Source organism: Nostoc sp. FACHB-888 (assembly GCF_014696655.1).
In the GTDB taxonomy this organism is placed as follows: domain Bacteria; phylum Cyanobacteriota; class Cyanobacteriia; order Cyanobacteriales; family Nostocaceae; genus Nostoc.
The window spans coordinates 136,790-151,531 of sequence record NZ_JACJQM010000001.1 but is presented as its reverse complement, the minus strand read 5'-3'; the positions used below and the strand labels follow the sequence as shown (position 1 = coordinate 151,531).

7 protein-coding genes and 2 pseudogenes are annotated in these 14,742 nt (G+C 43.2%); 1 reads left to right on the top strand and 8 read right to left on the bottom strand.

Annotation, left to right across the window (positions count from 1 at the left end; translation table 11 throughout):
- Nucleotides 1–24 precede the first annotated feature (24 nt).
- The 6 genes from H6G26_RS00590 to H6G26_RS00565 all read right to left on the bottom strand — a co-directional run bounded on the left by H6G26_RS00590 (nt 25) and on the right by H6G26_RS00565 (nt 8,661).
- Nucleotides 25–4,575 (bottom strand): ATP-binding protein, encoded by a 4,551-nt coding sequence (locus H6G26_RS00590; protein ID WP_190727408.1) that lies wholly within the window; start codon nt 4,573–4,575, stop codon nt 25–27.
- A gap of 5 nt (nt 4,576–4,580) precedes the next feature.
- On the bottom strand, nt 4,581–4,820 hold the full coding sequence (locus tag H6G26_RS00585) for a helix-turn-helix transcriptional regulator (protein WP_190727407.1): 240 nt from the start codon (nt 4,818–4,820) through the stop codon (nt 4,581–4,583).
- A 169-nt stretch (nt 4,821–4,989) separates the two neighbouring features.
- Nucleotides 4,990–5,241 (bottom strand): hypothetical protein, encoded by a 252-nt coding sequence (locus H6G26_RS00580; protein WP_190727406.1) that lies wholly within the window; start codon nt 5,239–5,241, stop codon nt 4,990–4,992.
- A gap of 2 nt (nt 5,242–5,243) precedes the next feature.
- The gene (locus H6G26_RS00575; RefSeq protein WP_190727405.1) at nt 5,244–6,095 is read right to left on the bottom strand and encodes a hypothetical protein; all 852 of its coding nucleotides are present in this window, start codon (nt 6,093–6,095) and stop codon (nt 5,244–5,246) included.
- 166 nt (nt 6,096–6,261) lie between these two features.
- Nucleotides 6,262–7,038 (bottom strand): RNA polymerase sigma factor SigF, encoded by a 777-nt coding sequence (locus H6G26_RS00570; protein ID WP_190727404.1) that lies wholly within the window; start codon nt 7,036–7,038, stop codon nt 6,262–6,264.
- 789 nt (nt 7,039–7,827) lie between these two features.
- Nucleotides 7,828–8,661 (bottom strand): photosystem II manganese-stabilizing polypeptide, encoded by an 834-nt coding sequence (locus H6G26_RS00565; RefSeq protein ID WP_190727403.1) that lies wholly within the window; start codon nt 8,659–8,661, stop codon nt 7,828–7,830.
- Nucleotides 8,662–9,491: 830 nt separating this feature from the next.
- Here H6G26_RS00565 and H6G26_RS00560 point away from each other — a divergent pair.
- Nucleotides 9,492–9,839: a hypothetical protein gene (locus H6G26_RS00560; protein WP_190727402.1), complete on the top strand. Its 348-nt coding sequence runs from the start codon at nt 9,492–9,494 to the stop codon at nt 9,837–9,839.
- A gap of 110 nt (nt 9,840–9,949) precedes the next feature.
- Here H6G26_RS00560 and H6G26_RS00555 read toward each other — a convergent pair.
- Nucleotides 9,950–12,124: pseudogene (locus H6G26_RS00555) on the bottom strand (WD40 repeat domain-containing protein); the annotation flags it as partial.
- 134 nt (nt 12,125–12,258) lie between these two features.
- Nucleotides 12,259–14,727: pseudogene (locus H6G26_RS00550) on the bottom strand (hypothetical protein); the annotation flags it as partial.
- Nucleotides 14,728–14,742 lie beyond the last annotated feature (15 nt).

Sequence of the window (14,742 nt, the reverse complement as noted above, 5' to 3'; positions counted from 1 at the left end):
ACAGACTGCCCCCTTGCCTCTTTTTCAATTTCCCTTGCCGATAATATCTAAAATGACTGCAATTAATGCGTCTGGGTCTATTGGCTTTGCAACGTGCTGCTGAAATCCAGCGGCTAGAGCTTGTTGGCGATTAGCTTCTCCAGCATAAGCCGAGAGGGCTAAAGCCAAAATTCGCCCGCCTTGTTCGGGTGGCATGGCTCGAATTTGTCGAATCAGCATATAGCCATCCATCTCTGGCATTCCAATGTCACTTAACAAAATATCTGGTGGTGATTGCTCTACCGCTTGCAGTGCTTCTATTCCCGATGTCGCAATCCTAACCTCTGCTCCCGCCTGCTCAAGGACAAAACCCAAAAAATCACGGATATCTAAATCATCATCAACGATTAGTAACCGTATCCCTGTCAGAGGTGAAGTATTAAAATTCAAAAATGAGGAGTCCTCTTGTACTTTCTGGCTAGAAACTTGGGCTTTCATCAAGGGAAACCTAACATTAAAGATGGCTCCCTGTCCTTCTCCAGGACTGTCTACTTGAACAGTACCTCCATGCAGTTCAACTAGATGACGGACGATAGCCAGCCCTAACCCTAGCCCGCCAAACTTCCTAGTTGTTGTCGCATCCGCCTGACGAAAGGATTCAAACACGTAGGGTAAAAAGTCAGGATTAATACCTTTACCCGTGTCGCTAACAGTAATTTGAGCCTGCAAGTCTTTGCACTCTAAGCGAATTTCAACCCGTCCACCAGCAGAACTAAATTTGACAGCGTTAGTAAGCAAATTCCAAATCACTTGCTGTAAACGAGCAGAATCTCCCAAAACCTGCACAATATTTGGGTCAAATACTCTCTGAATTTCAATTGACTTTGCTTCTGCTGCTAAACGCACGGTTTCAATCGCCGCTTCAATCGTCGATACCAAGTTAACAGGAGCTATTGCCAAATTGAGTTTGCCAGACAAAATGCGAGAGACATCTAACAAATCTTCAATTAATTGTGCCTGGAGTTTGGCATTGCGCTCGATTGTTTCCAAAGCAATAGCCGTTTTTGCGGCATCTAATGTCCCGTTGCGAAGCAATTTAGACCAACCCAAAATAGGATTGAGGGGCGATCGCAATTCATGTGATAGCACTGCCAAAAACTCATCTTTAATTCGATTCGCTGTCTGAGCTTGTTCACGCGCAGCTTGCTCACGCAAAAAAAGTTGTTCGCGTTCAACTTCCACTTGCTTTTGCTTTGTTATATCGCGTGAGACGACTAAGAGTTGTGCAATCATTCCTGACGCATTTCGGACGCAAGTAACAATCACATCCCACCACTTCGGCTTGCCCTTTGTAGTCGGGCAATAGCCCTGGAATTGACCGACATTACCTGTTTTGGCGGTAGCGATCGCCGCTTTTGCATTTTCTTGATCTTCGCCTTGCCACAGACTAATCCACTCGGCGTTAACAAAGGACGCAGGATCATCAATTTCCAGAAGATGCAGCCCGCCTTGATTCAAGTAGAGTATCCGCCCATCTAACGTTAAAACTTTGATACAATCATGACTGCTGTCCAAAATTTGTTGCTTTAACTCTTCACTTTCTCGCAGGGCTGCTTCGCCAAGTTTGCGTTCGCTGATATCCTTGAAAAGGATGGCGACTTGTCGCTGCGGCTGCCCAATGCGGAATGCATAAACGTCGAACCAACGTTGTAGGGCAACAGCGCGATTCTCAAAACGAACGGGTTCGCCCGTCATGGCGACTTTGCCGTAAATTTCAAACCAATGCTTTTCCAGATCCGGAGCTAAATCGCGTATCCTTTTACCTTGTGCGTCTTTGAGTCCCGTTTGTTTCTCAAAGGACGGATTGATTTCTAAAAAGCGATAATCATTCGGTGTGTCGTTTTCATCAAAGAACATTTCGATCACGCAGAATCCTTCGTCAATAGACTCAAACAGCGTTCGATAACGTTCCTCAGATCGGCGTAAGGCTGATTCTGCAAGTTTTCGCTCACTGATATCTGTGCAAGTGCCATACCAGCGAATAATTTGACTGTTTTTATTCAGCATCGGTAAAGCACGGGTGAGATGCCAACGATAGGTTCCATCAGCCTGTCTCAAGCGATGTTCAACCTCGTAGTTCGTGCCCATTTGAACGGCTTGAGTCCACACTGAGATAGTATGTTCTCGTTCTTTTGAGTGGATGAGGTTCTGCCAACCGAACCCCTGGATTTGCTCTAGCGTCAACCCAGTGTAGTCAAGGCAGCGGGGGCTGTAATAATCTACCCGACCAATTGCATCAGCCGTCCACACCATTTGGGGAATGGATTCAGCCAGAAAACGAAAACGTTGCTGACTCGCAGCAAGGCGCACTCGTCCTAACTCTAGATTGGCGGCAACTCGTGCCAGTAATTCCCGTCGGCTGAATGGTTTCACTAAATAATCATCTGCCCCAGATTCCAATCCTTCGACTGCCGATTCTTCTCCAGCCCGGGCAGACAGTAGCAGAATGGGAATTTCGCGCGTTCTTAAATCAGCCCTTAACTTCCGCAGCAACTCAATGCCATCCATTCCTGGCATCATGATATCGCTGAGGATCAAATCAGGTGGGTCGTTGTATGCGGCAGCTAGAGCGGTTTCACCTTCAATTGCAACGTCCACTTTGTAGTACTCGCTAAGAATGCGTCGCAAATAATTCCGCATATCGGTGTTGTCATCCACCAGCAGAATCCGGGCAGAAGAAATAGGGGAGAATTCTTCCTCTTCAAGAGTTTCTTTCGGGAGCCACCCTAAAGCTTCCTCAACATAAGACGTTGCTCCAGAACCAGTAGAAACACTGCTTTGGCTAGTATTGAGGCAATCTAGGGGTAAGTGAGCCGTTCCAGTTGGCAATTGAACAGTAAATGTACTGCCTTGACCGAAGGTGCTGTCAACGGTGATTGTCCCACCATGCATCTGGACTAATTCTTGCACTAGCGACAGCCCAATGCCCGTACCCTCAAATGTGCGACCTTTGACACCTTTAACTCGATAAAACCGCTCAAATAACCGGGGAACCTCATCTGCCGGAATCCCAGTACCTGTATCACGCACTACCAATGACACCATCATGCCAACCGGGCGCAAAGAAACTGCAATTTCTCCAACAAAGGTAAACTTCAATGCATTGGAGAGCAGATTTAACACAATCTTCTCCCACATTTCGCGGTCTACGTAAACGGGTTCTGCTAGAGGAGGACAATCCAGAATTAATTGCAGCCCCGCCGAGGCAGCGGCAGACTGGAAAATACTTGCCAATTCTGCGGTATACGTGGCTAAATCGATTGGCTCATAGCTAGCTGTCGTGCGTCCGGCTTCAATGCGCGAGAAATCTAACAGTGTATTGACTAGCTTCAGCAACCGTGTGCCATTGCGCTGCACCATCTCCAATTGTGCTTGGGCTTTGGCTGGAAGAATTCCGTTTAATTCGGTTAACGTCTCTTTGAGTGGTGACAGCATCAGCGTTAGGGGAGTGCGAAATTCGTGGCTGATGTTGTTGAAGAAGGTCGTTTTGGCACGATCCAGTTCAGCTAATGCCTCCAGTCGCTTGCGTTCTTCTTCATAAGCACGGGCATTAGTGATCGCAGTCGTCATGTTGCCTACCAGCAAATCGAAGAACTTTTGGTACTCTTCTTCAAAAGCCCGGTGGGGATTGATGCCCAATACCAGCAATCCAAGGATTTGTTGTTGTCCACCTGGGATCAGCGGTACAACCCAAGCAGCACACGGAGGCTTGTCCCAAGCTCCTGTGGGCAAAGTCCCAAACCGAGTTGTCAAATCATCGACTATCGTTGCTTCCCGCTTCTCATAAACTTGTCCGAGTTTCCATGCATCGCTTTGTTGAGTTAAGTTCACTCTCGATGGAGTTGCTCCTGTTTGCTCGATTGGAGTAGTTCCAACCAGCTTTGCACTGTTACCGTCTGCCTCTACCTGATATAGCATGGCAAACGGGATGTCATGAGAATTGGTTGCTAAGGCTTGAATTGCAGACAGGCAAGCCGCTTCCACGGTCTTTGCTTTAGCTGTTTCGCTACTTAGTAAGCTCAGGGTTTGTAAGCGGCGATCGCCCAGCACTCGTCCTGTTGTTTCACTAACAATGCAAAAGACTCCGCCAACTTTCCCGCTCTCATCTCGCACGGGATCGTAGGAGACATCGAAGTAAGTTTCCTCAATGTAACCGTATCGATTCAGGAAAAATAAATAATCTTGCGCCCAGAATGCAACTCCTGTTGTCACAACTCCCTTGAGCAAAGGTTCTATAACATTCCAGACTTCGCTCCACACTTCATGAGCAGGGTGACCAAGCGCCCAGGGATGCTTTGAGGCAAGGGCAGGGCGATAGGCATCGTTATAAATCGTGATTAATTCGTTTCCCCAGAAGAGGCAAATCTGAGCTTTAGAAGCCAGCAAGATGCTAATGGCACTTCGTAAACTCTGGGGCCAATCAGCCACATAACCCAAGGAAGTCTGCGACCAATCGAGCGATCGCATCAAGCTGCCAATTTCGCCACCTTCAATAAAAACACTATTAACAGCTATACCTTCTTCTTCAGATGCCATCGCTGCTAGTCCTGACTGCTAAAGTATTTGGTTAACAGGTTTTCACCTGGTTCTCCCATATCATGTAACAATCTTTCAACCTGCTTGAGTGCTAGGGGAATTGGTCTGTTTCGTCCATTCTCCCATCGATTAACACTCTGAAACGACACACCAACTTTGCTGGCAAACTCAACTTGAGACAGTTGCAATAGCTGCCGAGCTTCCCGAATTAACGCTGCAATTTCTATATCTTCCAAGGCTGCCATCGAGTTGGGCTTCCTTAATTAAACTGTCTAGACTATAACAGATGTGATAAATTCAAGAATATCCGCAACTAGAGCCGTCAAGCACCATAGCTGTACTTAGTCATTCGTGAACAACAAAATTCCCGACTTTTTTGAAAAATCGGGAATCTAAGGTTTCAATTTTCACAAATCAAATATGATTCATATAGCGATTTTGATAGTAAGCCAAAATTTGGTTAACCCGTTGCCGACTTTCTAAACCAGAGTTTGCTGTCCACGAGATACACAAGCCACCAATTTGACTTTGATTGTAATCAAACTGTTGGGATGACTGGGGAATTAACTCCACTTCTACCCCTTCGACTTGATGTAAATGAGCTGCTATCTCTCTATAGACAGTTAAAGGCAAACCAGCGAATTCAATTTTTTCCTTAGTCCCCATCTTTATGAAGCTCCAACATTCAAAGGATTTGAGGGGGGCGTTGTCACTGAAATAGGATTGCCGCTAGCAGATGCAGCTGACGGCGTTGAATTGACAGCCCCTTCCCCTACCATTTTGGCAACTTCAATACCATATTGTTCCAGAATCACAATGGGGTTGTAGCCCTGATTCATTTCAATACGTTTAACCAGTACGCCATTTGCTAATCGCTGTCCCGCCTCTACATAGCGACTTGTCGGCTCATCCGGTACTTTGATAATTGCCTGTGGTTCCTTACTAATTAGAACTACACCAGTTACAAGAACTGCCCTTGCTAACTCAGGTTGTGCTGGTGGTGGCAATACAGATATTAAAGCAGGGTTGGGGACAACTTGAGGCAAAACTTTAGGCAAGACTGAAGTCAAAGTAGGATTGACTTTTTTTGGTACAGAAGCAATGTTATTTTTCTTCTGATTTAAGGCTATGCTGGGCGTTGGAAGTTTTCGGACTGCTACCGATGGAGTAGGTAGCTTAGGTAATACGGGAACAGGTCTTCCCGATGTTTTAGGCATTCCAGGAACCGTCTGCCCGAAAAGTTGTGTAAACGGGTCACTTCGCTCTTTTGATACCTGAAGGTACCGTGCTCGCTCTGTAGCATTAGTGGATTGAATCAAGTTAGTAGATGCAGGAGTAACTTGTGAAACCTGTTTGCCAGGTATCACTGGATTTGTAAATGATTGAGCCGCTGTTGGCGACTTTGCTACTATTTTGGGAATCGGCGTAGGATTGATGGCTTGTGGTGTGTCTTCAGAAGCACATCCAGCGATCGCCAAAGTTAAAATAGCTGCTATTGTAATTTTTGAATTTCTGCCCATGAGCGGTTCTCAAAAGCCATTGGAAAACTGGAAAGTGGAAATCAATATGCCTAAAATTTGGATCAAAGGCAAAGTATGTTCCCTTTATAACCTAAATTTTTAAATTTTAAGGGTTATTTTTAGCACTGCCTCCTGGGCATAACTGCGGCTTGGTGTTTATTTGCAATTAATCTTCTGCTACACCCATAAGCTGTTTCATCGAATCCAGCCCTTTCTTAACTCTACGGGAAACCGTTACTACACTGATTCCCAGATGTTCTGCAACTTGTTTTTGTGTCAAATCCTGCAAAAACACACATTCCAACACATCACGGGTGCGTTGTTCGAGCTGAACTAATGCTTGTTGCAAGCGAAGTTGGTCTTCTTGTGCCAATTGAAAGCTGCGATAGTGAAGATCCGGAACCAATTCTCCCAAACAGGTAGAGCCTTCTTCTCCATCTTGAATTGGCACATCGAGGCTCAAGGGAGCGCGATTTACCCATGCTAATTTAATTTCTTGCCATTCATTTGGAGAGATTTCCAGTGCTGTTGCTAATTCTGAGTCTGTTGGTTGGCGATTATGCTTTTCACGCCAAGAACGTGACACTCCTATTGCTTGCTGTTGCAGTGCTAACCACTTCCGAGGAATTCGCACGGTGACACCTTTATCTCGGAGATAGTGTTGAATTTCACCCCGAATATAGGGAAGAGCATAGGAACTAAAGGCATGTCCCTTGGAAATTTCAAATTTTTCAATCGCCCTAATTAAACCCAAACATCCAACTTGGAGCAAATCATCGTAGGTTTCATGACATTGATTCGTCCAGTAGTGAGCTTCTTTTCTCACAAGTCCAAAATTGAGTTTAACCAGCTTATTGCGAACCCTTTCTGACCGAGATTGCTGATATTCTCGCAACAACTGCCAAATTTCATGTTTTAGTTCATTGGTGACTGTGGTAGGCATAGCACCGTGTTTATGGATTAAATTAACAATCGATTCCTCACTTTTAAACTCAGCTGCGATGGCGTAGGCGATCGCACAATATCAAGGACAATATTGTGCTATATGCCCTAGCAAGTTCTATGGTAAATAACAACGTTTTTCTAGAAAAAATTCCATAGAATTACTTGACAATCGCGCAAAGTTTAAAGGGGCAAAATCGGTATTTAGTTTGTTATTGCTCTTTGGTATGTTCTGTAGCTGTTTTTACAACTACATAGAAATAAAATATAAAATTAGTTACTAAATATCAAACCGAGATTGTACTTAACTTTAATTAATTCATGGTGAAGCTAATTTATATAAACAAAACAACAGTAGTCGTAATTTTATTGGATAAGCAAAAGTTTGATTTACAGTAGAATTACGTGTTTATTCAACCTAACTTCATCTAATAATTAAAAATTACTAGTAATTTTTATAAATAGTAGGCAAATTTACGCAAGCAAATAAAAAAAGGGCAAGATGCCCTTTTTTTTAGTTCGTAGTTTTTTAGTAAAAAGCCTATCTACCTCCCAAAAAAAGGCAGGGCTGTTTCATTCTTGCAAAACCTTTTGAAAAGCTGGTAATAAGGGAAGCAAGAATTTTCTTGTTGTATTTCCCTGAACCCTTGTCTCTTTTCGTGTCTGTAATGCTTTTATAGGAATGAAACAGCCCTGAAAATGGGGGCAGAGAAGTTAGCTTTTGTTATGAAAACTGATGATTACAGAATTGTAGTTCTGAATGCCAGTCAGTTACGTAACTCCAGAGAGTTTAGCCACGAGTCGGTTCAATTCGTGCAAAAAATAGACCGCGAATCTTGACTTCTTTAGGTTCGCCAGCACCTAAATCTGTATCAGATGGCTGTTCGCTCTCGAAAGTACCAGCAATCTCACCACTAGAGTTATCGACTTTAGCGATTTGCAAAGAAATCTTACCATTAAGATTTTCAGCACGCTTGACGTTAGTGCGGGTAAGTTGTTCATCATCCGCTTGAGCAGGAAGAGCCACGGCATTATCGTAGCCACTAACGACACCACGACCTTTAGGATCTAGGAAGGCAGCACCACGATAGGAAGGAACTTTGAAGGTGCCTTCAAAGTCCGTGGAGGTGTTAATACTGGTCAAACTGGGTTGGGTTTGAGCAACCAAGTCTTTGATAGTGAAGAGGAAAGGTACTCGTTCACCACCAGGAAGTTGCACAGTGATGGCTTGGAAGTCAAGACCATCAGTTTCCACAAAGGTCAAGCTATTATCTGGGTTGATTTTTAGGTTGCCTTGTACCTGGTCAATAGTGGAAGTGTATCTGGTCAACAATTTGCCAGCAACAAATTCTGCTTCTTGGCGTTTATTAGCAGGTTCTTCTTTGATAAAGAAGCTAGTTGGTTCTAAGCAAAGTTCTTTGATGGCATAAGACTGGCTAGAATCAATGGGAATGGAGCCACGGCTTGTTTCTGCTAGTTGGGGGCATTTGTTAGCCAAGCCAGTGCCGCGAATTTGATCGTAGGTGAGTACATCTCTACTACTAGTAGCAGGAGCATCACTACAAGCAGTTATTAGCCCCAGGCACAAAGCCAAGAATGCAACAATTAAAGCGCGATACCTCATGGTCAACCTCAATCTCAAAAATTAATATCTAAGTTGTAAAACTGCATCGAAGCTTTGATCTCTGACGAGAAGCCATCCTTTATCGAACACTGCGTTGCTCTGATTGCAGGAGTTGAAACAAGTGTCCAAGCGTATAGGTTGGAAGTCGCCACTCAAAATTTTCTCTGCTAAACGTAGTTAAACGTGTCGCTCTCTTGAGCTTGGGGTGTAAGAAGCCCCAGACTAAGCACACTGCATCCATTTTGGATGTGTATTATTAGGGGAGCAAAAAACCAGCAGTTTTACTGTTGGTGGCATTTGTTAGAGTTGGGCGGGTGGATGAGTAAGCCCCACACAGAGCGGCATAAGTACTTGTCTCAAAGAGTGCGAAGAGGGGTGTCTGCTTCGCACTTTGCTTTTGCCATAGACAAAAGCAGCGTCGCCCAAGTCTTTTTGTATCATGTATGTGACGCTACTACACACAGCCCATTGTTTGATAGGGAAATCAGCCAGATCATACGATTTTTTTTAACTCAAAATCAAAGTACTCTTAATCAAAAAAGTCTCCTTCTGATCACACCTAGCTGCTGTGGAGGCTATGGTAAAGGTTACTACGCTCTTTTACGAGCGATCGCAATTGCGTTTGATAAAGATACAAATCTAGTTATATTCATCCCTTACTTACGCGAGTCAGGGGATAGGGGACATGGGAATTCCAGAAAAAACCTATCTAGAAGGCTACTGAAGCTTCATTTCCCTTATTCTTTATCTAGAGTAACTACTGACAAACTAGGGAAAATTAAAAATCTCCGGTAAATTTGAGTTGGCCTCATTTATACGGAAAGGATGGCATGAACGATAATAAAAATCTTGAATCAGGGGAGTTGTCCTGTAAACTGCAAGCGATCGCAACTGTGGTGTATGATGCAGTTCAAGGTTGTCAAGGCGATAGTGTGGCTCTTTTGGCAATGCTTAGGCAGTTGGAGCATTTACACCGAGAGATCCGGGATGGGGTTTTTCAAGAGAGTTTGCCTGTTAACCGCCGGCAACTCTACTCATTATTGAAAGATATTGAGTCTGAGGGGGGCTGGCCTTATATTGAGCGCATGAGACTACAAGCCTTTTTAGCGAATTTGCCACAAGAGGCTCCCGCAGAAAATAATTATGAAGTTTTGGAGAGCGATCGCTCATGCGGCTGATCAACTCAAAATAATTTTCTAGCTTTGAATTAACAACTCTGATCGCCTCATCAACCGCTAAACCAAGAGCGGTTGTCTATTGAGGCTTCAAGGTAATTCGTAATTCATAATTAAAGAGGATTTTTAGTGCTTATGCTATCACAAAGAAGGCGATCGCGCTTTTCAAGATTGCGGTTGTGCTTGAGGTAATCGCCCACCCAGTTGCAACCACGAACAAGCAGATCATCAAGATTTAAATTCCACAGAATTATCGTGTTGTCATCACTAGCTGATGCTAATGTTTGACCATCTGGGCTAAAACTGATACTTAATACTGCACTGCGATGCCCACTGAGACTTTTAATTAATTTGCCTTCACGGCTCCAGAGTTTCACTGTACTATCCCAACTGGCGGCGGCTAGCAATTCACCATTGGGACTGAAAGTCACGGCATTAACGCTATCGCTATACCCCTTTAATAAGGTTTTTAATAACGTACCATCCCGTCGCCACAGTTTTACGGTGTTATCCCAGCTAGCAGAAGCCAGTAACTCGTCAGTAGGGCTAAAGCTGACACCTAACACCCAACTATCATGGGGCGAAAAGGTCTTGAGCAAAGTCCCATCTCGACTCCATAGTTTTACAGTTTGGTCATCACTGGCAGAGGCTAGAACCTGGTTATCAGGGCTGAAATTTACGCTATTTACCCAACCCTGATGCCCCACTAAGGTTTTGAGCAACTTCCCTTCACGGTTCCAGAGTTTCACTGTTTTATCTTTGCTAGTTGATGCCAAAAACTGACCATCAGGGCTGAAACTTACGCTCATTACACTATCAGTATGTCCGTAGAGAGTCATGATTAAAGTACCGTCAAACCGCCAAAGTTTTACAGTTTTGTCATAACTTCCTGAGGCTAGCATTTCACCTTTGGGGTCAAAACTGACACTAGGAACTTGGCTTGTGTGCCCTATTAAAGTTTTGTAAAGTCGGGTTTTGACTTCGCCATTATTGGTGTATTTTCGCCAAAGTTTGACAGTGCGATCGCGGCTACCAGAAGCTAGCATCTGACCGTCCGGACTCCAAGCAACGCTCAAAACTCGCTTACGATGCCCTTGAAGAATAGAGGGTGTTGGGGCATCTAAACTCCATAGTTTCACGCTTTTGTAGGAACTTGCTGAGGCCAGCAATTTGTTATTTGGACTAAAAGCGATGCTGAGAACATCATCGCTGTGTCCTTTGAAGGTTTTGAGTAAAGTACCACTGATACTCCAGAGGTTTATGGTATTGTCTTCACCTGCGGAAGCTAACCTTTTACTATCAGAACTAAAGCTTAAACTCCAGACTGTACCGTTATGCTCCCGTAAAGTTTTGTAAGGACGAAAGTCAAAACCGTCTTTAGTACTTTTACTCTCTCGCCGCCAAAGTTTTACTGTCTTGTCTCGACCTGTTGACGCCAAAAATTTACCGTCCGGGCTGAAACTTAGACAAGTGATAGCATCAGTGTGACCTTTGAGGGTTTGGAGTAAGGTACCGTCAGGACGCCAAATTTTCACCGTTCGATCAAGGCTACCGGAGGCTAGGGTTTGACCATCTGGGCTGAAAGTGACTCCCCAGGCAATATCAGTGTGCCCTTCCAGGCGGTTAACCTCTGTTACCCTATAAACTGCCTGTTCCAAGGCTGTTACTACCCGCATTCGGGTATCTGGTTGCACAATCTCTGCCTGTTTAAGCCCTCTCCAAGCCCGCAAACCTTCTAATAATGCATCAAACTCTTTATTAGAGGCAAATAAAGCTTCGCTAGCAGCAGTAATCGCACTAATCTTTAGGTTGGTTTCGCTGCGTTCAGCTCGTAGGGTTTGGCGGACTGCTGCTCTTTTTTGCAAGTCGGCTTGCCACCATAATGCTCCTATTGTTCCTCCCATGATTGCCAGCACTGCGCCTGCTACCCGTGCTTCCCGCAACCGCCGTTGCAATACCAAATTGAGTTGCTTTTGGCTAAGTTGTTGGGCAACTTCAGCTTTAGTTTTTTCAAGTTTAATTTTTTCTAATTTGGCGAGCATACCATAATTATTCTTTTGGCGAACTGGTTCAACTAAATAATCGTGAACTAGTTGGTAGCGATCGCCTAACTCTTCTCTGACTCGCAACACCAACCCCGAACCCACCAATATTTCTAAAATCAGTTCCTCAACTATGTCAAAGCCTGATATTTTATCTAGCTCATGATTATTAACTAATGCAGCCGCTAAATCAGCTTTAGTTTTTAATGGTCGCGTCCCCTTTTCATCAGTTAACTCAAATAATAGAGTTGTCGGGAAATAGTGACTAAAATCGCTGAAAGGCTTAGGGAGTCTGGGTTTCAATAATTTTGGTCAGAAATCAATAAAAAGCTTGCCACAAGCAGATTTCAAGGATTTTTGAGCTTATTACCCAACAAGTCTAATAATTTCCAACTTAACTCTTCGTTTTCCTGGCCGCAGTCTTTGATAACTTCTTCAAGCCAGCGTTCCACCAATTTTGCCGAGCCGCCGCAAAGCTTATACTGTGCGAGTGTGGTAATATTTTCTATTTGCAGTTGAGCGCCGACTATTTGTAATTCAATTGGATGTACTTCGTCTAGTTCTCCTGTTAAATCCTGGACTAATTGGTTAGTTAGTTCATCACTTAGTTCATAATGTGAACGTTGAGTAAGACTGTGAATTATGGCTTTAGCATCCTGGCTAGAGAATTTTCCTAAATAGTAGCGAATGTCTTTATCAAGAATATTTTTATTAATTATTCCTATATCATAGACTCCAGTACTATTTTTCTGGCTTAAACGTTCAAATTCTAACAAATAATGTAAATAATCTTCTCTTAATGAAAGAATAATCTTGACAAATGAAATATTTAAACATTCACTAAAAAACTTATAAAATTCTATTCTTTGCGCGGGAGCATTACTAACAAAGAAGAATTCTTAAAACTGATCTAAAATAATAATTATTGTATAATTTGACTCAGCCGCCAATCGAATTTTTTCGAGTAGCATCGTAGGTGTAGAATTTAAATTAACCGATATTCCTGTGTGTGTCAGCGCTTGGTTTACAATACTGCTTAAGACTGTAATCCAATCAGTGTAAACAGACAAAACAACAGGTATAGGAATGCGTTCACCGATAGCTTTTCCCATAAGTGCTGGGACTAAACCAGCTTTGAGAATTGAACTTTTGCCCACACCTGATGGCCCATAAATTACTGTAAGTTTGTAGTCAGCGCGGGTAATCCTTTCAATTAAGCGATTGACATCTTGCTGCCGTCCAGAAGCAGATATTTCTTGGGCAACTCCCTCAGGAATAAATGGTATTTTTTGAAGTTCTAATGCAGGGTTAATCCTAGAACGTTGCGGCTGCAATTGGCCTGCACCGATGAAAGCACGGAAGCCATACTGATGTTCTATTTTAATTTTTTCTTGCTTCAGCTTAAAGGCTTCTGTATAATCATGACGTTCAAAAAAGTAAAGCGATCGCAGTTCCTCTAAAATCTCTAAGTAAAGTGATGGTTGATGTTGTGGCTCACAAACTACCCTCGCCCATTCCAAGTTATTGATGGCCTCCTCCCACTCTCCCAGATGCCGCTGTGTACGTGCTAGCAAGAGGAGATACCAACTTTCTTGTCGTCGTCTTTGCAAAGCATCTCGCAGAGAAATTTGTATTACTTCTTCGGAGATAGAAAGTGCTGTATTCGCTAATTCATGAGCTAGTACCCAATTCGACTCAGAAGCTGCCACATTTGCTAAAAAGCCATAATTTTGAGCAACTTGTGCGGGAGTTCCATAATTTTTATGTAGATTTAATGACTTTTGAGCTAATTCTTTTAATTCATCCCAGGCTTGTAGACGTTGCAACATTTCACAAGCAGGCAAAATAAATTTAGCAACTAAGTCTTCTCTTTGTACTTCTTCCAATATTTTTAGGCATTGTTTAAACCACAACAGAGCATGTTGGCAATAGCTACTATTAGTATTGTGGTATAAATCTGCCATTCGGTGATAACACAGCCCCAAATGGAATAGTACTATTGCTTGCTTGAGTAAAGATGAGGGAAGGCTAGGGTGAGGACTCTCCCACCCTGCTACTCTGTTTGTTTCCTGCTGCCACAACGCTAGGCTTCTTTGATAATTAACTAAAGCACCATTAATTTGATCGTTGGCATATTTATCTCGTCCTAACACAAATTCTAAACTAGCTTCTAATCCTGGTGTTAATTGAACGCCATGCAGGCGCAGCAAATCATTACGGGCTGATTCTATTTCGTGGCGATGTTGTGACTTAGGATCTAAATCTAAGGAAGCATTAGATAAAAATGTTTCAGCACCTGCTTCTAAAACTTTAGCAAATAGAGATTCTGCCTCTTGGTGGATCAAAGCAATTAAATCTGATTTTGCCATTTCAAATTTAATAGTGGTTGCAGCCCAGCTTTTGAAATCAGGCGCTAATCTTGAAAGCAATGATGCGACTTCATCTTGTAGCCACAACACCACTGGAAATGGAAAAGTCGCGGCATAGATATCTCGCGCTTGGTTGATGCCTGTAAGTAAGTTCTCAAGGTCGATAATTGACTCAATACCAAAAACCATAACAGCAGATGGCAAAGTGTCTGTAAGGACGGCAGGATTATCGAGAGATAGTTCTGAGACTATTGTGCTGTGTAAAGAAGTAATTGATGGATTGAGAACAATTTCTCTGATATTAATGTCTTTGCTGATGGAGCGAATATTTTCTAGAGTTTGCTCACGTAATTGCCTATAGTTACACCGAACTAAAATTAGGGCAAATTGGCCTTCGGAGAGTGCGATCGCTCTAATCAGTCTTTGCAGAGTATGTTGATTTTCTTTGGTGTAAAAGTCTAGTTGCTTATGATTATTCATTGTTTATAGGGCATT

What these genes read in the sequence shown, in the direction of transcription:
- H6G26_RS00590 (WP_190727408.1), bottom strand. Translation starts at nt 4,575, where the DNA reads ATGGCATCTGAAGAAGAAGGTATAGCTGTTAATAGTGTTTTTATTGAA.
- H6G26_RS00585 (WP_190727407.1), bottom strand. Translation starts at nt 4,820, where the DNA reads ATGGCAGCCTTGGAAGATATAGAAATTGCAGCGTTAATTCGGGAAGCT.
- H6G26_RS00580 (WP_190727406.1), bottom strand. Translation starts at nt 5,241, where the DNA reads ATGGGGACTAAGGAAAAAATTGAATTCGCTGGTTTGCCTTTAACTGTC.
- H6G26_RS00575 (WP_190727405.1), bottom strand. Translation starts at nt 6,095, where the DNA reads ATGGGCAGAAATTCAAAAATTACAATAGCAGCTATTTTAACTTTGGCG.
- H6G26_RS00570 (WP_190727404.1), bottom strand. Translation starts at nt 7,038, where the DNA reads ATGCCTACCACAGTCACCAATGAACTAAAACATGAAATTTGGCAGTTG.
- H6G26_RS00565 (WP_190727403.1), bottom strand. Translation starts at nt 8,661, where the DNA reads ATGAGGTATCGCGCTTTAATTGTTGCATTCTTGGCTTTGTGCCTGGGG.
- H6G26_RS00560 (WP_190727402.1), top strand. Translation starts at nt 9,492, where the DNA reads ATGAACGATAATAAAAATCTTGAATCAGGGGAGTTGTCCTGTAAACTG.